19 protein-coding genes are annotated in these 16,045 nt (G+C 63.6%); 14 read left to right on the top strand and 5 right to left on the bottom strand.

Features of this window, described 5'->3' with window-relative positions; all coding sequences use genetic code 11:
• Window positions 1-30 precede the first annotated feature (30 nt).
• Complete coding sequence (gene hisC, locus P9A16_RS21855; RefSeq protein ID WP_023514625.1) at window positions 31-1,086, bottom strand: histidinol-phosphate transaminase; 1,056 nt, start codon at window positions 1,084-1,086, stop codon at window positions 31-33.
• Window positions 1,087-1,090: 4 nt separating this feature from the next.
• On the bottom strand, window positions 1,091-2,008 hold the full coding sequence (locus tag P9A16_RS21850; protein ID WP_023514626.1) for a polyprenyl synthetase family protein: 918 nt from the start codon (window positions 2,006-2,008) through the stop codon (window positions 1,091-1,093).
• A gap of 135 nt (window positions 2,009-2,143) precedes the next feature.
• On the opposite strand from P9A16_RS21850, the gene mtgA reads away from it, so the two are divergent.
• The 4 genes from mtgA (at window position 2,144) to P9A16_RS21830 (ending at window position 4,533) form a co-directional block, all read left to right on the top strand.
• A complete protein-coding gene (gene mtgA, locus P9A16_RS21845; protein WP_439604085.1) occupies window positions 2,144-2,899 on the top strand; it encodes a monofunctional biosynthetic peptidoglycan transglycosylase in 756 nt (251 codons plus the stop codon).
• Between the two features lie 74 nt (window positions 2,900-2,973).
• Complete coding sequence (locus P9A16_RS21840) at window positions 2,974-3,621, top strand: glutathione S-transferase family protein (RefSeq protein WP_024271260.1); 648 nt, start codon at window positions 2,974-2,976, stop codon at window positions 3,619-3,621.
• 147 nt (window positions 3,622-3,768) lie between these two features.
• The gene (gene rpmF / locus P9A16_RS21835) at window positions 3,769-3,954 is read left to right on the top strand and encodes a 50S ribosomal protein L32 (RefSeq protein ID WP_024271259.1); all 186 of its coding nucleotides are present in this window, start codon (window positions 3,769-3,771) and stop codon (window positions 3,952-3,954) included.
• Between the two features lie 171 nt (window positions 3,955-4,125).
• Complete coding sequence (locus P9A16_RS21830; protein WP_024271258.1) at window positions 4,126-4,533, top strand: hypothetical protein; 408 nt, start codon at window positions 4,126-4,128, stop codon at window positions 4,531-4,533.
• A gap of 33 nt (window positions 4,534-4,566) precedes the next feature.
• On the opposite strand, the gene phaR is transcribed toward P9A16_RS21830, so the two are convergent.
• Window positions 4,567-5,145, bottom strand: coding sequence for a polyhydroxyalkanoate synthesis repressor PhaR (gene phaR, locus P9A16_RS21825; protein ID WP_024271257.1), 579 nt, complete (start codon window positions 5,143-5,145; stop codon window positions 4,567-4,569).
• A 291-nt stretch (window positions 5,146-5,436) separates the two neighbouring features.
• Here phaR and P9A16_RS21820 point away from each other — a divergent pair, with 291 nt between their 5' ends.
• The 10 genes from P9A16_RS21820 to P9A16_RS21775 all read left to right on the top strand — a co-directional run bounded on the left by P9A16_RS21820 (window position 5,437) and on the right by P9A16_RS21775 (window position 14,214).
• Window positions 5,437-6,618, top strand: coding sequence for an acetyl-CoA C-acetyltransferase (locus P9A16_RS21820; RefSeq protein WP_023511986.1), 1,182 nt, complete (start codon window positions 5,437-5,439; stop codon window positions 6,616-6,618).
• 86 nt (window positions 6,619-6,704) lie between these two features.
• Window positions 6,705-7,430 (top strand): beta-ketoacyl-ACP reductase, encoded by a 726-nt coding sequence (locus P9A16_RS21815; protein ID WP_023511985.1) that lies wholly within the window; start codon window positions 6,705-6,707, stop codon window positions 7,428-7,430.
• Window positions 7,431-7,507: 77 nt separating this feature from the next.
• Entirely contained in the window at window positions 7,508-7,816 is a 309-nt protein-coding gene (locus P9A16_RS21810) for a 4a-hydroxytetrahydrobiopterin dehydratase (protein ID WP_023511984.1), read from the top strand.
• A 71-nt stretch (window positions 7,817-7,887) separates the two neighbouring features.
• On the top strand, window positions 7,888-8,277 hold the full coding sequence (locus P9A16_RS21805) for a YkvA family protein (protein WP_023511983.1): 390 nt from the start codon (window positions 7,888-7,890) through the stop codon (window positions 8,275-8,277).
• 419 nt (window positions 8,278-8,696) lie between these two features.
• Window positions 8,697-9,200 (top strand): invasion associated locus B family protein, encoded by a 504-nt coding sequence (locus P9A16_RS21800; RefSeq protein ID WP_024271256.1) that lies wholly within the window; start codon window positions 8,697-8,699, stop codon window positions 9,198-9,200.
• A gap of 239 nt (window positions 9,201-9,439) precedes the next feature.
• Window positions 9,440-10,669 (top strand): 23S rRNA (adenine(2503)-C(2))-methyltransferase RlmN, encoded by a 1,230-nt coding sequence (rlmN, locus tag P9A16_RS21795; RefSeq protein ID WP_037408744.1) that lies wholly within the window; start codon window positions 9,440-9,442, stop codon window positions 10,667-10,669.
• A 118-nt stretch (window positions 10,670-10,787) separates the two neighbouring features.
• Window positions 10,788-11,741, top strand: coding sequence for an ABC transporter substrate-binding protein (locus P9A16_RS21790; RefSeq protein WP_023511980.1), 954 nt, complete (start codon window positions 10,788-10,790; stop codon window positions 11,739-11,741).
• A gap of 129 nt (window positions 11,742-11,870) precedes the next feature.
• Entirely contained in the window at window positions 11,871-12,749 is an 879-nt protein-coding gene (locus P9A16_RS21785) for an ABC transporter permease (RefSeq protein WP_024271255.1), read from the top strand.
• Window positions 12,749-13,543 carry an ABC transporter ATP-binding protein gene (locus P9A16_RS21780; protein ID WP_023511978.1) on the top strand — a complete coding sequence of 265 codons (795 nt, stop codon included), beginning with the start codon at window positions 12,749-12,751 and terminating at the stop codon, window positions 13,541-13,543. Before P9A16_RS21785 ends, P9A16_RS21780 begins: the two co-directional genes overlap by 1 nt.
• 59 nt (window positions 13,544-13,602) lie before the next feature.
• Window positions 13,603-14,214: a DUF1287 domain-containing protein gene (locus P9A16_RS21775; RefSeq protein ID WP_023511977.1), complete on the top strand. Its 612-nt coding sequence runs from the start codon at window positions 13,603-13,605 to the stop codon at window positions 14,212-14,214.
• Between the two features lie 6 nt (window positions 14,215-14,220).
• Here P9A16_RS21775 and P9A16_RS21770 read toward each other — a convergent pair whose 3' ends face one another.
• The gene (locus P9A16_RS21770; protein ID WP_023511976.1) at window positions 14,221-14,862 is read right to left on the bottom strand and encodes a LysE family translocator; all 642 of its coding nucleotides are present in this window, start codon (window positions 14,860-14,862) and stop codon (window positions 14,221-14,223) included.
• A 167-nt stretch (window positions 14,863-15,029) separates the two neighbouring features.
• On the bottom strand, window positions 15,030-15,881 hold the full coding sequence (locus P9A16_RS21765) for an SDR family NAD(P)-dependent oxidoreductase (protein ID WP_023511975.1): 852 nt from the start codon (window positions 15,879-15,881) through the stop codon (window positions 15,030-15,032).
• Between the last annotated feature and the right edge of the window lie 164 nt (window positions 15,882-16,045).

The raw sequence follows: 16,045 nt of genomic DNA, 5'->3' as shown, positions 1-16,045 counted from the left end.
TTCGGCGGAGGCGGGTATCGTCCGAAAACGTCAGACGATCTCCTCGACCGCCGCGATCAGCCGGTCGCATTCCTCGGGCGTACCGATGGTGATGCGCAGGAAATCAGAGATACGCGGCTTGGTGAAGTGGCGCACCAGCACGGCGCGCTCGCGCAACCCCTTCGCCAGCGCCTCGCCGCTATGGCCGGGATGACGGGCGAAGACAAAGTTCGCCTGCGAGGGCAGCACCTCGAAACCGCGCTGGCGGAGCGCTCCGGTGACGCGTTCACGCGTTTCGATGACCTTTCCCCGCGTCTCGTCGAACCATTCGCGGTCGTCGATCGCGGCGGCGGCACCGGCTTGCGCGACACGGTCGAGCGGATAGGAGTTGAAGCTGTCCTTGACACGTTCCAGCGCATCGATCAGCGGGCGCCGGCCGATGGCATAGCCGACGCGCAGACCCGCCAGCGAGCGGGATTTCGACAGCGTGTGGATGACGAGCAGGTTGTCGTATTTCCGGGTCAGCGGGATTGCGCTCTCACCGCCGAAATCGATATAGGCCTCGTCCACCACCACGGGCTGGTCCGGGTGCCCGGCGACCAGTTTTTCGATCGCCGAAAGCGGCAGGCCGATGCCCGTGGGGGCATTCGGATTCGGCAGGATGATGGCGCCGCAGGGCCGGTCGTAGTCCGAAAGGTCGATGGTAAAATCGTCCTTCAGCGCAATCTCCTCCGCCCGGATGTCGAAGAGCCGGCAATAGGTCGGGTAGAAGCTGTAGGTGATATCGGGATAGACGAGCGGCTTGTCGTGCTTGAGGAGCGCGACGAAGGCATGCGCCAGAACCTCGTCCGAACCGTTCCCGACAAAAACCTCATCCGCGTCCACGCCATGGAATCGGGCGATCGACTGGCGCAGCGCCAGCGCACCCGGATCCGGATAGAGCTTCAGGCTGTCGGCGATGGCGGCCTGCATGGCGGCGATCGCCTTTGGCGAAGGGCCGTAGGGGTTTTCGTTGGTGTTGAGCTTGATGAGGTTTTGGATGCGCGGCTGCTCGCCGGCGACATAGGGCTTGAGCGTGGCGACGATCGGCGACCAGAATTTGCTCATGGCGTCAGTTCCTGCGATTGGCGATGAAATGGGCGGTTTCGATGAGGATGCCGGCGCGATGGCCGAACGGGGCAAGAAGCGTCTCGGCCTCCGCAACGAGTTCGCGCAATCGGTTCTCCGCCCAGGTCTGGCCGCGCCGGGCGACCAGCGTCGCCTTGCCGCGATCGGCGTCCTTGCCGGTCGCCTTGCCCATGGTCGCGGCATCGGCGGTGAGATCGAGCAGGTCATCGGCGATCTGGAAGGCAAGGCCCACCGTTTCGCCGTAGCGGCGCAGTGTGATCCGTTCCTCAGCCGAAGCGCCCGCAACGATCGCACCGGCCTCGCAGGCAAAGCGCAGCAGCGCGCCGGTCTTCATTTTCTGCAGCGTCACGATACCCGCCTCGTCCGGGGCCTCGGTCTCGGCCGCAAGGTCGAGCGCCTGGCCGCCGGCCATGCCGCCGATACCGGCGGCACGGGCGAGTGCCAGCACCAACGCCGTCTTGGTGGCATCGGGCAGATGCGTTTCGGGTGCCGCGACGATGTCGAAGGCAAGCGTCAGCAGGCTGTCGCCGGCAAGGATCGCGGCCGCCTCGTCGAAAGCGATGTGCACGGTCGGCTGTCCGCGGCGCAGGTCGTCGTCATCCATGGCCGGCAGGTCGTCATGCACGAGCGAGTAGCAATGGATGCATTCGAGCGCCGCACCGACGCGCAACGCCGCCATGCGCTCCACGCCCGGAAAGAGCGCGGCGGATTCGATGACGAGGAAGGGCCGCAGCCGCTTGCCGCCGTTGAGCACACCGTGGCGCATGGCGGCGAGCAGCCGCTCGGGACGGGCGATCTCATCCGCCGCGACAGTGCCGGACAAAAGCGTGGCAAGCAGTGTTTCCACCGCCTCGGCATTGCCCTTCAGGAGAGACTGGAATTCCTGGTAACGTTCGCTCATGGCCGCTCTTTGGCATGGGCTCCGGGCCGAAGCAACGGCCATGCCTGGGCTGCTTCAAAGAATCGCGGCGCAGACTGGTTTTTGCCGAGCCGTAACGGTATGAAGGCCCAACGACGGAAGGACGGACGCCGGCTCTTGGACATCGTACCGGAAACACGCGCAGATGCGGTCAACACGGAGACAGAGGCCGGGGAGAAGGATGGCTGGATGAGCCAGCTTCGCCGGAACTGGCGTCGCCTCGTGCTTGTCGTCCTCGCCATCGTCGCGCTGCCCTATGTGCTGATCCTGCTCTACACGGTCGAATTCGTGCGGCCGGTTTCCACGCTGATGCTGCGCGATCTCGCGCTCCTGCGCGGCTACGACCGGCAGTGGGTGGACTTCGACGACATCTCACCCAATCTCGTGCAGGCCGTCATGATGTCCGAGGACGGCCAGTTCTGCCGCCATGGCGGGGTCGACTGGGGCGAGATGCGCGCCGTCGTCAACGAGGCGTTGGCCGGTGAGCAGACCCGCGGCGCCAGCACAATCCCGATGCAGACGGCGAAAAACCTCTTCCTCTGGAACGGCCGCTCCTTCGTGCGCAAGGCGATGGAACTACCGCTTGCCGTCGCGGCAGACTTTGTCTGGAGCAAGAGGCGGCTGATGGAAATCTACCTCAACATCGCCGAATGGGGCCCCGGCATCTACGGCATCGAGGCCGCGGCGCAGCACCATTTCAAGTTACCGGCCGCCAAGCTCTCACGCCGGCAGGCCGCGCTTCTCGCCGTCTCGCTGCCGAACCCCTATGAGCGCAACGCCGGAAAACCGGGTCGTGGTCTGCAGCGTCTCGCCCGCCTCATCGAGCGGCGCGCCAGCCGATCGGGCGAATATATCAAATGCCTTTATGAGTAGGTTCAGGCCTTTTCATTGGTGAAGGCTCCGGTGAAGGCCTAGGGTCTGCGTCATCTCAGAAGCGCAGGAACACCATGTCGAACCTCATCCTCTATGTCGGCAACAAGAACTATTCTTCCTGGTCCTTCCGGCCCTGGATCGCCATGGCGGCAGCCGGCGTGCCGTTCACGGACAAGGTCATCCCCTTCGACTTTCCCGCCGGCAACCCGGAATTCATCAAGATCTCGCCAAGCGGGAAGGTGCCGGTTCTGCACCACGGCGCGGTGCGGGTATGGGAATCGCTGGCGATCATCGAATATGTCGCCGAGCTCTTTCCCGGCGCTGGTATCTGGCCAAAAGACACAGCGGCACGGGCCGAAGCACGGGCGATATCGATGGAAATGCTCTCCGGCTTCCGCGCGCTGCGCAATGCCTGCCCGATGAACATCCGTCGCAAGCCGAGCGAAATCAAGCTGCCCGACGGCGTCATGGATGACGCCGCCCGCATCGAGACGATCTGGAAGACGGCGCTCGCGCGCTCCGGCGGACCGTTCCTGTTCGGCGCCTTTTCCGCCGCCGATGCGATGTATGCCCCGGTCGTCAACCGGTTCGAAGCCTATTGCCTGACCCGCGACGAAACCGTGCTGGCCTACATGGCGCGCATGAAGGCGCACCCGGCCTGGCAGAAGTGGCAGACGGCGGCGCTCGCCGAACCGTGGATCGTGCCCGAAGACGAGGCCTGACCGGCGGAATCGAAAAAAACCGCCCGGGGACTGGTCAAGCGGGATTTTGCTGTGTATAAGCCGGCCCAATTTCCGAGATAAAGACATGTCCCTGTCGCCCATCCGGTGGCCTGTGGATGTGTTTGCCCGATAAGTGGAGTTAGTGAAATGGCTGTACCGAAAAGAAAAACGAGCCCGTCCAAGCGCGGTATGCGCCGTTCCGCAGACGCTCTGAAGGGTTCGACCTACGTCGAAGACAAGAACTCGGGCGAACTGCGCCGTCCGCACCACATCGACCTGAAGACCGGCATGTACCGCGGTCGCCAGGTTCTGACGCCGAAGGAAAGCGCATAAGCGTTTTCGGCATCAGCTGAGATCAGGGGCCGGCTTGCCGGCCCTTTTCTTTTGGCCAGACGCCCCGAAAGGCTTGGCCGACGACGCAGCGACATTTTCTTGTGCCAATTCTTGGGCTAAGAGGGCCATAGGGCCGCTCGTGCGAAGACGGCCGTTAGGAGACCGCCGCCCATGCTTCTGGCCATACCGCTGCTGATCATCCCCTTCGCCCTCTACAACCTTGCCATGACCGGTCTCTTCGGCGATGGCGGCGTCGCCGTTCTCGACAGCGAGGTGATAGCGGTCAACATGCTGTCCGGCACGACCTGGACGATGGCCTTCGGCGATCTCCTGATCCTCATCGCGCTCGTTCTGCTCTTCGTGGAAATCCTGAAGGCCACACGCCCGGGTTCGCGCGCGCTGCTCGATCACATGCTGTCGATGGTGCTGTTCGTGGTGTTTCTCGTCGAATTTCTGCTCGTGCAGGGCGCGGCGACACAAATCTTCTTCATCCTGATGACGATCACGTTCATCGATGTCATCGCGGGTTTTGCCGTGTCGATCCGCACGGCGAGCCGAGACCTTTCGATCGGGCTGTAGCAGCGCGGGACAAGCCCGCGCTGGCCGGTTTTCTCAGCTGAGATTGTCGAGCTTCGTCTGGAGCGCGCGCAACTGTTCCTTCAGCTCGTCGAGGTCTTTGGGCTCCGCCTTGCGGGTCTCCTTCGGCGGTGTCGCATTGGCGAAGGGCGAGAACATCTTCATCGCCTGCTGGAACATTTCCGTGTTGCGCCGCGTCGTTTCCTCGATCAGCGCCATCGGCACCTGCAGGTTCTTGCCGAGCGGCGTATCTCCAAACGTCTTGTTGATCTGCTCGCGCATCTGCGACTGCTGCTCGGTGAAGGCCTGCATGGAGTGCTCGAGATAGCTCGGCACCACCATCTGCATCTGATCGCCATAATAGGAGATCAGCTGACGGAGGAACGAGATGGGCAAAAGCGTGTTGCCGGTCTTCGATTCCTGCTCGAAAATGATCTGCGTCAGTACGGAATGGGTGATGTCCTCGCCGGATTTGGCATCCTGCACGGTGAATTCCTCGCCCTTCTTCACCATGACCGCGAGATCGTCCAGCGTCACATAGGTGCTCGTGCCCGTGTTGTAGAGCCGCCGGTTCGCATATTTCTTGATGACGATCTGACCGTCGTTCCTGGCCATTAGGGTCTCCTCATCCCCGTATTTCCATTTCTTTTTTGGTCCTCGCGAGTATCGGCAAAAAGACGCGCGCTGACAATCGAATTGTGCGATGCGGCGAGCAATGCTGCGCAACATGGATTTTCATGCTGCACGCCGCTTCCATGAAATTTTAGCGGCGCCGGATATCCCGTTTGACTCTCCCCCTCCGCTTTGCCAGTTTTGATTTCGGGAGAACCGCCACGCTCGCGCCGTTCGTGCGCCGGGCCTGGTTCCAAGGCCGACCGCAAGGTTGTCAGAACTGAGGAAGCACATATGAGCACCCCATCCATCGTCATCGCCAGCGCCGGCCGCACCGCGGTCGGATCCTTCAATGGAGCCTTCGCCAACACGCCTGCCCATGAGCTCGGGGCGACGGTCATTTCGGCGGTTCTGGAGCGCGCGGGCGTGGCAGCGGGCGAGGTGAACGAGGTGATCCTCGGCCAGGTCCTGCCGGCCGGTGAAGGCCAGAACCCGGCCCGCCAGGCCGCCATGAAGGCCGGTATCCCGCAGGAAGCGACCGCCTGGGGCATGAACCAGCTCTGCGGTTCGGGTCTGCGCGCCGTCGCGCTCGGCATGCAGCAGATCGCCACGGGCGATGCCGGCATCATCGTTGCCGGCGGCATGGAATCCATGTCGATGGCGCCGCATTGCGCGCATCTGCGCGGCGGCGTGAAGATGGGCGATTTCAAGATGATCGACACGATGATCAAGGACGGCCTGACCGACGCCTTCTACGGCTACCACATGGGCATCACCGCCGAAAACGTCGCCAGGCAGTGGCAGCTTTCGCGCGACGAGCAGGACGTCTTCGCCGTCGCCTCGCAGAACAAGGCCGAGGCCGCGCAGAAGGAAGGCCGCTTCAAGGACGAGATCGTTCCCTTCATCGTCAAGGGCCGCAAGGGTGACGTCAGCGTCGATGCCGACGAGTATATCCGTCATGGGGCGACGCTCGAATCGATGGCCAAGCTTCGCCCCGCCTTCGACAAGGAAGGCACCGTGACCGCCGCCAACGCCTCCGGCCTCAACGACGGCGCCGCTGCCGCGCTCCTGATGAGCGAAGCGGAAGCCGCGCGCCGTGGCATCCAGCCGCTCGCCCGCATCGTCTCCTGGGCAACGGCCGGCGTCGACCCGAAGATCATGGGCACCGGCCCGATCCCGGCCTCCCGCAAGGCGCTCGAGCGCGCCGGCTGGAAAATCGGCGATCTCGATCTTGTGGAAGCCAACGAAGCCTTCGCGGCCCAGGCCTGCGCGGTCAACAAGGACCTTGGCTGGGATCCGTCCATCGTCAATGTCAACGGCGGCGCCATCGCCATTGGTCACCCGATCGGCGCGTCGGGCGCCCGCATCCTCAACACGCTGCTCTTCGAAATGAAGCGCCGCGGCGCAAAGAGGGGCCTTGCCACGCTTTGCATCGGCGGCGGCATGGGCGTGGCGATGTGCGTTGAGAGCATGTAAGCATCAGCTTACGGGCTGCTTTGCCATGACCTGCCGCCGGCAGGGCGACGGGTCGACTCAAAAACAGTTCTAGGGGAGTGAGCCACATGAGCAGGGTAGCATTGGTAACGGGTGGGTCGCGGGGCATCGGCGCTGCCATTTCGGTAGCGCTGAAGGCGGCCGGCTACAAGGTGGCTGCAAGTTATGCCGGCAATGACGATGCCGCGAACGCCTTCAAGGCGGAGACCGGCATTCCGGTCTACAAATGGGATGTCGCGAGCTACGAGGCCTGCGTCGAAGGCATCGGCAAGGTCGAGGCCGACCTCGGCCCGGTGGACATCCTCGTCAACAATGCGGGTATCACCAAGGATGCGATGTTCCACAAGATGACGCCGGAGCAGTGGGGCGCGGTCATCAACACCAACCTCACCGGCCTCTTCAACATGACCCATCCGGTCTGGACCGGCATGCGCGACCGCAGCTTCGGCCGCGTCATCAACATTTCCTCGATCAACGGCCAGAAGGGCCAGATGGGCCAGGCGAACTATTCCGCCGCAAAGGCCGGTGACCTCGGCTTCACCAAGGCGCTCGCCCAGGAAGGCGCCGCAAAGGGCATCACGGTCAACGCCATATGCCCCGGCTATATCGGTACGGAAATGGTGCGCGCCATCCCGGAAAAGGTGCTGAACGAGCGGATCATCCCGCAGATCCCCGTCGGCCGCCTCGGCGAGCCGGACGAGATCGCCCGCATCGTCGTCTTCCTCGCTTCCGACGACGCCGGCTTCATCACCGGCTCGACCATCTCGGCGAATGGCGGCCAGTTCTTCGTCTGACCGGCCTTTCGGCAAACGGAACACGGCGCCTTCGGGCGCCGTTTTCTATGGTAGAGTGCGGAGAAGGAGACGACGCCATGAAACAGGAAAAGCTCGACGACGCGGCGATCGCCGAAGCGCTGGCAAGCCTTGACGGCTGGGCCCGATCGGAAGACGGCATCGCCATCGAGAGGAAATTCAAGTTCGCATCGTTCCGCGAGGCGTTCGGTTTCATGACCGAGGGGGCGCTCGCAGCGGAAAAATTCAACCATCATCCTGAATGGTTCAACGTCTACAACCGCGTCGAGGTGCGGTTGACGAACCATGATGCGGGCGGACTGACGGAGCTGGACTTCAAGCTGGCGACCGCAATGGACAAGGCGGCGGCTCTGCGCACGAAGAGTTGAAGACCCGTGAAGCCGTTCCCATATGTTTCGCGCCGGGTTTTTCCGGCATCGCCACCTGAAGGAGGCCATGCATGGATGACGTGAAGATCGGCGAGATCCTTCTGCCGGGAGACGAGGACGAGCAGGAGCGTCAGGAGGGCCGCGTGAAGAAGCGGTTCTGGCCGGTCCTCAAGCGTGCAATGCGGCAGGTGCCGTTCTCCCGCGATCTCGTCGCCGCCTACTATTGCGCCCTGGATTCCCGCACGCCGACCAAGGTTCGCGGCATCCTGCTCGCTGCGCTCGCCTATTTCGTGCTGCCGCTCGACGGCGTACCCGATTTCTTCGCTCTCGTCGGCTTTTCCGACGACATCGCCGTGTTGACGGCCGCCTTCGCCGCCATCCGCGGACATATCCGCGAAGACCACTATGTGGCTGCAGACAAGGCTCTTGCGGACGAGCCGGACGCACAGCCGGCTGGCTGAGCCTCCCGCTGCAGCCCTTGCCGTTCTCGACCCAAGGGCGAGAAGTCAAATTCTTGCCCTATTCCTTATGCCTTAAATGGCTTCGACAGGTTCAATCTCACCACATGGGGACTGGGCACGCCCGCCGTTCTCGGCACTTCCCGCAAACAGGCTTGGCAGCTTTGCATGCGGAGTTGTGCCGACGAAGAACGACAGTGTCTTTGCGAATGGCAAAAACACCTGAAAGGCAGCGGCGTGTTTCGACGCAAATTTGTCCCGGTGCGGCGCGGAAGACCTTAGTAAAATGCGTGCATGTTGACGGTTTGGTAACCTGAATTAAGTCAAAATAAATCAAATCGTCATCATGCGTGGCCGACACCGGCATCGAAGGCGCCGCCTTCGGCCGGGCAATCACTTGGCAAGACAACCGGCAGGAAAACATGTTCGTAAGAAAGCTCGCAACCGCACTCGCCCTCGTCGTCGTGACCGCAGGCGTTGCCTCGGCCCAGTCGCCGACGCGCATTCAGCAGTTCAATGCCTGGGGCGCCTATTCCTACCAGGCGAACGGTGGCAAGGTCTGCTACGTGCTGTCGGTGCCGAAGGAAAAGAACCCGGCCGGCGTAGACCACGGCGACGTCTTCTTCCTCGTCTCCCAGCGCCCGGGCCAGAACATCAGCTACGAACCGCAGGCGATGATGGGCTATCCGCTGCAGGAAGCCTCCAAGGTCAACGTCGTCATCGACGGCCGCACCTTCGTGATGTTCACCAAGGGCAACTCGGCCTGGGTGGAGAACGCCGCCGAAGAGCCGGCCCTCGTCGCCGCCATGAAGGGCGGCAAGGACATGCGGGTCGAGGCGAAATCCCGCCGTGGCACGGGCACGTCCTACTCCTACTCGCTGTCCGGCATTTCGGCAGCGCTGAAGCAGATCGAAAGCTGCCGCTGAGTCTCGAGGCGGATAGAAACCGAAAAGGCCGGCACCCTCGCCGGCCTTTTCGTTTGCACAACCGGGCGGGCAGGTGACTTTGCGCCGGAACAGTGCTAAAGGGCCGGCAACTGGGCCTTGCGCCGCATCGAGCGGCACCGGCAGGCCCGCAATGAACTTCTGTCGAGCATGGACCGCTTGTGGCGCAAAAGCCTGCGCCGGCGCGCCCTGTTCTTGAGGATGACCCAATGGCAGCAAGCATGGACTTTCTCAACACGGCCGAGCCCGTCAAGGCGCCGACCATCCGCACCCTTCCCGCCGCCGAAAAGCCGTCGCTGATCGGCCTCACACGCGAGGAGATGGGCCGGGTGCTCGTCGAAAAAGGCGTCAACGAGCGCCAGGTGAAGATGCGCGTCAGCCAGCTCTGGCACTGGCTCTATGTGCGCGGCGTCTCCGATTTCGACGACATGACCAATGTCTCCAAGGACATGCGCGAAATGCTGAAGACGCATTTCACCATTGCCCGTCCCGAGATCGTCGACGAGCAGATTTCCAGCGATGGCACACGCAAGTGGCTCTTGCGCTTTCCCCCGCGCGGTGCAGGCCGGCCGGTGGAGATCGAAACCGTCTACATTCCCGAGGAAGGCCGCGGCACGCTCTGCATTTCCAGCCAGGTCGGCTGCACGCTCACCTGCTCCTTCTGTCATACCGGCACGCAGAAGCTGGTGCGCAACCTGACATCGGAGGAAATTCTCTCGCAGTTGCTACTCGCCCGCGACCGGCTGGGCGACTTCCCGGACCGTGACACGCCGGCCGGCGCCATCGTTCCGGCGGAAGGCCGCAAGGTCTCCAACATCGTCATGATGGGCATGGGCGAGCCGCTCTACAATTTTGAAAGCGTCAAGACCGCGCTGCTGATCGCCACCGACGGCGACGGCCTGTCGCTCTCCAAGCGCCGGGTGACGCTGTCGACCTCGGGCATCGTGCCGGAAATCTATCGCACCGGCTCGGAAATCGGCGTCATGCTGGCGATTTCGCTGCATGCCGTGCGCGACGACCTGCGCGACATGCTGGTGCCGATCAACAAGAAGTATCCGCTGAAGGAGCTGCTCGACGCCTGCCGCGCCTATCCGAGCCTGTCGAATGCCCGGCGCATCACCTTCGAATATGTGATGCTGAAGGACGTCAACGACACGCTGGAGGACGCCAAGCTGCTGATCCAGCTGCTGAAGGGCATTCCTGCGAAGATCAACCTCATCCCCTTCAACCCCTGGCCGGGCACCAACTACCAGTGTTCCGACTGGGAGCAGATCGAGCGCTTTGCCGACTTCATCAACCAGGCCGGTTATGCTTCGCCGATCCGCACCCCGCGCGGCCGCGACATCCTCGCCGCCTGCGGCCAGCTGAAATCGGAATCCGAGCGCATGCGCAAGGTCGATCGCATGGCGTTCGAGGCAATGATGATCGTCGGGCACGGCGAGGACGACTGAAAGCCGTTCCGCCGCGGCTTCCTATCAGAAATTGTGATTGATGAAGCCGATTCCGAGAATTGATTTGAAGGCCCGTTTTGCCTAGAAACAGCCTAAAATCATTCTAGGGAGACCATCCATGCGCCACCTTCTGCTTGCTTTCGCGGCAACGCTCGCGATTACGCTGCCGGCCAAGGCCGAAGAGGTCACGGTTGCCGTGACCGCCATCGTCGAACATCCGGCGCTCGACGCTGCCCGCGACGGCGTGAAGGAAGCGCTGGCAGCGGCCGGCTACAAGGAGGGCGAGAACCTGAAGTTCCTCTACGAATCGGCGCAGGGCAACCCCGCGACGGCCGCCCAGATCGCCCGCCAGTTCGCCGGCGAAGATCCAAGCGTCATCGTGCCGATCTCCACGCCGTCCGCGCAGGCCGTCGTTTCCGCGACGAAGGACATTCCGGTCGTCTTCACTGCCGTGTCCGACCCGCTCGGTGCGCAGCTCGTCACCAACATGGACAAGCCCGGCGGCAACGTCACCGGTCTTTCGGACCTGTCGCCGGTTGCCGAGCATATCGCGCTGATCAAGGAAATCCTGCCGAACGCCAAGACGATCGGCTATCTCTACAATTCGGGCGAAGCCAATTCCGTGTCGCTGCTCGCCGTGCTGAAGGTTGAAGCCGAGAAGGCCGGTCTGACGGTCGTCGAGTCCGCCGCCACCAAGTCCGCCGAAGTGCAGGGCGCCGCCCGTGCGCTCGTCGGCCGTGCCGATGCGATCTACATCCCGACGGACAACACGATCATCTCCGCCCTCGAAGGCGCGGTCGCCGTCGCCGAAGAAGCCAAGCTCCCGCTTTTCACCGCCGACACGGATTCCGTCTCGCGCGGCGCCATCGCAGCCCTCGGCTTCAACTACAAGGACGTCGGCAAGCAGACGGGCGAAATCGTCGTGCGTATCCTCAAGGGTGAGAATCCGGGCGACATCGCCGTAAAGGTTGCCGCCGGCACCGACCTCGTCGTCAACAAGGGCGCCGCCGCCAAGATGGGCGTCACGCTGCCGGAAGCTCTCGTCGGCCGCGCCACCCGCGTGATCGAATAATCCCCGGACGTTCCGGACATTTTCAATCGGAATCAACCGCTGCCGGATCGCCCGGCAGCGGTTGATCTGTTAAGAAGACCCCTCCCGCAGAACCCGCGGGAAATGGGTGAAGAGAGAAAGCCAAGAGCCGTGAGCCTGATTGCCTTCTGGGGTGCCGTCGAACTGGGGCTGGTCTATGCCTTCGTCGCGATCGGCGTTTACCTTGCCTTCCGCGTGCTGGATTTCCCCGACCTGACGGTGGACGGCTCGTTTCCGCTCGGCGCCGCCGTCGCGGCCGTACTGATCATTGCAGGCGTCAACCCGTGGATCGCGGCCCTGGTCGCCATGATGGCGGGCGCCGTTGCCGGCCTCGTCACGGCGATGCTGAACGTGCGCTTCCGCATCCTCAATCTGCTCGCCTCGATCCTCACCATGATTGCGCTCTTCTCGGTGAACCTGCGCGTCATGGGCAAGCCGAACGTCGCGCTGATCAATGCCGATACGATGATCAGTCCGTTCTTCGGTCTCGGCCTTCGGGATTTCTATGTCCGCCCGCTCTTCGTCGGCATCCTGGTCGTCATCGCCGTCGTGCTGGTCTGGCGCTTCCTGGAAAGCGATGCAGGCCTCTCGATGCGCGCGACCGGGGCCAATGCCCGCATGGCCCGCGCCCAGGGCGTCGACACCAACCGGCAGATCTATCTCGGCATCGCGCTGTCCAACGCGCTGGTGGCGCTCGGCGGCGCGCTCTTTGCCCAGACGAACGGTTTTGCCGATGTCACCTCGGGCGTCGGCACCATCGTTGTCGGCCTTGCCGCCGTCATCATCGGCGAGACGCTGTTCGGAACGAGGGGCATCCTCATGGCGCTGATCGGCTGCGTGCTCGGCTCGATCCTCTACCGCATCGCCATCCAGCTGGCGCTCTCCTCGGATGTGCTCGGCCTCCAAGCCTCCGACCTCAACTTCGTGACGGCCCTGCTCGTCACCGTGGCGCTCGTCCTGCCGCGCCTTCGCCGCGGGGGAGCCGCCTGATGATCTCCGTTTCCGATATCAAGGTCGTCTTCGGCAAGGGCACACCGCTGCAGAAACAGGCGCTGAACGGCGTCAGCCTCACCATCGAGGAAGGCCAGTTCGTTACCGTCATCGGTTCGAACGGCGCCGGCAAGTCGACCCTGCTCGGCGTTCTCGCGGGCGATGTCATCGCCACCGAAGGCCAGGTCAGGATCGGCACGACGGACGTGACCCGCCAGGGCACCGCCGCCCGCGCCGGCCGCGTCGCGCGCGTGTTCCAGGACCCGCTGACGGGCAGCTGCGGCGCCCTCTCCATCGAGGAAAACCTTGCGCTTGCCGCCCGCCGCGGCGAACGGCGCGGGCTTGCCTCCGCGCTCGGTCCGCAGCGCCGCACGGTCTTCCGCGAGCGCATCGCCGAACTCAATCTCGGCCTCGAAAACCGTATGCGCGATCGCATGGACCTGCTCTCCGGCGGCCAGCGCCAGGCAGTCTCCCTCGTCATGGCGACGCTCGCAGGGTCCGACGTGCTGCTGCTCGACGAGCACACCGCAGCGCTCGATCCCGGCATGGCCGAGTTCATCATGAACCTCACGCAGAAAATCGTCTCCGAGCGCAAGCTGACGACGCTCATGGTGACGCATTCCATGCGGCAGGCGCTGGACTACGGCCATCGCACCGTCATGCTGCATGGTGGCGAGATTGTGCTCGATGTCGCCGGCGACAGCCGCAAGACGCTGCAGGTCGAGGACCTCATCGCCATGTTCCGCAAGATGCGTGGCCAGACGCTGGACGACGATGCGCTGTTGATCGGCTGAGGCGCCAACAAAGCGCCCGATTCTCTCCGCAGCTTGCTGCATCGGAGAAGGAGGCGTTCATGCTGTTTCGTCGCGCGCTGCTTGCAGGCGGCCTGGTTTCGGGCGCCGCCTTCGTTTTGCCGGCAGGCTTGCGGGCGCAAGCAGCTGAAGACGACGCACAAAAACTCGTAGCAGCGGCACGGCAGCAGATCGGCGTGACGCTGACCTATGATCCCGCCTATTCCCGGCTGGACTATCCCGGCGGCGACGTGCCGCGGGCGCGGGGCGTCTGCACCGATGTCATCGTGCGCGCCTATCGCGACGGCCTTGCCATCGATCTCCAGGTTCTCGTGCACGAGGACATGCGCAGGGCCTTTTCTGCCTATCCGCCACTCTGGGGCCTGAAACGCACCGACCGCAACATCGACCATCGCCGTGTGCCGAACCTGCAGGCCTTCTTCAAGCGGCAGGGTGCCGCCCTGCCGGTCAGCAAGGACGGCGCGGACTACCGGCCGGGCGATATCGTCTCGCAGATTCTGCCGGGCAACCTGCCGCATATCGGCATCGTGGCGGACGCCCGCAGCGCTGACGGCGCACGCCCCCTCCTTGTGCACAATATCGGCGCCGGCGCGCGGCTGGAGGATGTGCTCTTCGCCTACCCCCTCACCGGGCACTACCGCTACCGTGTGTGATCCCGCTCAGCGCGCCTGTGTGAACAGGATTTTTGCCGCGAAGACGGAGAAGACGCCGGCAAAGGTGTAGTCGATGCCGCGCAGCACCCTGGGATTCTGCTGGAGCCAGGACGCGAGCTTGTCGGCGGCGAGGATCACCAGGATGTTCACGGGAATGCCGACGACGATGAAGAACAGGCCGAGGAAGATCAGCTTGCCGGTGATATCGGGATCACCCGCGCTGATGAACTGCGGCAGGAAGGTCATGAAGAAGATGATGACCTTCGGGTTCAGGAGGTTCACCCAGAAGCCGCTGGAAATATTGGCAAGCGCCGTGCCGCGCGGCCCAGCCGTCGCCTTGACCGAGAGGTTGGAGCCGTAGCGAATCGCCTGGATGGCAAGCCACAGGAGATAGGCGGCGCCACCGGTTTTCAGGATCAGGAAGGCGGTCGGCGACGCCGTGATGAGGGCGGAGATGCCGAAGGCAACCAGCAACGTGTGCACGACGATGCCAAGGCTCGTGCCCGCCACAACGAAGAGCGCCGGTCCGCGCCCCTGCGAAAGCGCACGACTGATCGACAGCGTCATGTCGGGGCCGGGCGTCATCGCAAGGAGCAGGCTGGCGGCCGCAAAGGCGAGAAGCGTCGGAAGGGTGGGCAGAAAGTCCATGGCAAAGCCCTGAAAGCCGGTGAGGATGGAAACCTCTAATCCGGCTTCCCGGAAAATGCCAATCAAAGTCTATGATGCGCTGTTACAGCGGATTTCCGCGCACTTGTCTCCCTCATCATCGGACCTCACCCGACTGTGGTGGAGTGCTCGCAGCAGGGCCTGCGGCATCACGCCCCTTCGACGAAAGCCCGGAACTTCCCGGAAAAGTCCCTGTGCCAGCGCGAGAGCGGCGGGCGGTTCTCGATGACGTCGCCGATTGCCCAGGCCATGCGGCGCTCGTCGAGCGCCCGCGACACATCGTTGTCGGGGCACAGGATGTAGAAATCGCCGCGCTCCAGACTGTCCATCATGAAATCGACGGTCTGCGCTGGCGTCCAGGCGGCATCCGGCTTTTCCGTGCGGTCCCCCTTCGTCAACTCGGTGAAGACGAAGCCTGGGATCAGGAGATGGGCGGAGAGCTTTGCATCCGCCGTGTTGCGCAACTCGTGCTGGAGCGCTTCGGTGAAGACCTTCACGCCCGCCTTGGAGACATTGTAGGCAGGATTGCCGGGCGGCGTGGTGATGCCCTGCTTGGAGCCGGTATTGATGATGAGGCCCGCCTCGCCATGAGCCAGCATGTTCGGGCCGAAGACCTGCGTGCCGTGGATGACGCCCATCAGGTTGACGGCGAGGATATGGTCCCAGTTGGCCTCCGCGCTGAAGATGGAGGTGTCCGGCTGGATGCCGGCATTGTTCATCAGCACATGGACACGGCCGAAGCGCTGCAGCACGGCGCGCTCCAGCGCCTCCAGCTCATGCCGGTGCGCGACGTCCGTCTCCACGGCCATGACATTCGCCTCGCCGGCGATAGCTTCGAGCTCGGCGCGCGCCTCGCCCAGCCGGTCGGCATTGAGGTCGGCGATGGCAATGCTCATGCCCGCCTCGGCAAAGCGCCGCGCGGCGGCAAGGCCGATGCCGGCACCGCCGCCCGTGATGACGGCGACATTGGCTTCCTTGATGATGTCTCGAAGGGTCGTCATGGCTTCGCCTCCTTCCATGGGTTCGCTGCGGCGAATATGGGTCGCCATCCGGCCCTGTCAAATCCGCCTGCACGCCACCCTGCATCAGCGCGCGCCCTTGCGTCACGCGCCAATCTCGCTAAAAGTGCCGCGATACCGGGCCTCCGCGGGTTTGCCGCGCCCCT

The organism is Shinella sp. 838 (assembly GCF_029623935.1).
GTDB lineage: Bacteria > Pseudomonadota > Alphaproteobacteria > Rhizobiales > Rhizobiaceae > Shinella.
Note: the sequence above shows the minus strand (reverse complement) of the source record. Positions and strands in the feature narration are given on the sequence as shown.

Bases quoted from the DNA above. Each gene is read 5' to 3' on its own strand.
- rpmF (WP_024271259.1), top strand. From the start codon at position 3,769: ATGGCTGTACCGAAAAGAAAAACGAGCCCGTCCAAGCGCGGTATGCGC.
- P9A16_RS21780 (WP_023511978.1), top strand. From the start codon at position 12,749: ATGATCTCCGTTTCCGATATCAAGGTCGTCTTCGGCAAGGGCACACCG.
- P9A16_RS21805 (WP_023511983.1), top strand. From the start codon at position 7,888: ATGGATGACGTGAAGATCGGCGAGATCCTTCTGCCGGGAGACGAGGAC.
- P9A16_RS21770 (WP_023511976.1), bottom strand. From the start codon at position 14,862: ATGGACTTTCTGCCCACCCTTCCGACGCTTCTCGCCTTTGCGGCCGCC.
- P9A16_RS21820 (WP_023511986.1), top strand. From the start codon at position 5,437: ATGAGCACCCCATCCATCGTCATCGCCAGCGCCGGCCGCACCGCGGTC.
- P9A16_RS21800 (WP_024271256.1), top strand. From the start codon at position 8,697: ATGTTCGTAAGAAAGCTCGCAACCGCACTCGCCCTCGTCGTCGTGACC.
- P9A16_RS21815 (WP_023511985.1), top strand. From the start codon at position 6,705: ATGAGCAGGGTAGCATTGGTAACGGGTGGGTCGCGGGGCATCGGCGCT.
- P9A16_RS21810 (WP_023511984.1), top strand. From the start codon at position 7,508: ATGAAACAGGAAAAGCTCGACGACGCGGCGATCGCCGAAGCGCTGGCA.
- P9A16_RS21790 (WP_023511980.1), top strand. From the start codon at position 10,788: ATGCGCCACCTTCTGCTTGCTTTCGCGGCAACGCTCGCGATTACGCTG.
- P9A16_RS21840 (WP_024271260.1), top strand. From the start codon at position 2,974: ATGTCGAACCTCATCCTCTATGTCGGCAACAAGAACTATTCTTCCTGG.
- rlmN (WP_037408744.1), top strand. From the start codon at position 9,440: ATGGACTTTCTCAACACGGCCGAGCCCGTCAAGGCGCCGACCATCCGC.
- P9A16_RS21830 (WP_024271258.1), top strand. From the start codon at position 4,126: ATGCTTCTGGCCATACCGCTGCTGATCATCCCCTTCGCCCTCTACAAC.
- P9A16_RS21775 (WP_023511977.1), top strand. From the start codon at position 13,603: ATGCTGTTTCGTCGCGCGCTGCTTGCAGGCGGCCTGGTTTCGGGCGCC.
- hisC (WP_023514625.1), bottom strand. From the start codon at position 1,086: ATGAGCAAATTCTGGTCGCCGATCGTCGCCACGCTCAAGCCCTATGTC.
- P9A16_RS21765 (WP_023511975.1), bottom strand. From the start codon at position 15,881: ATGACGACCCTTCGAGACATCATCAAGGAAGCCAATGTCGCCGTCATC.
- phaR (WP_024271257.1), bottom strand. From the start codon at position 5,145: ATGGCCAGGAACGACGGTCAGATCGTCATCAAGAAATATGCGAACCGG.
- P9A16_RS21850 (WP_023514626.1), bottom strand. From the start codon at position 2,008: ATGAGCGAACGTTACCAGGAATTCCAGTCTCTCCTGAAGGGCAATGCC.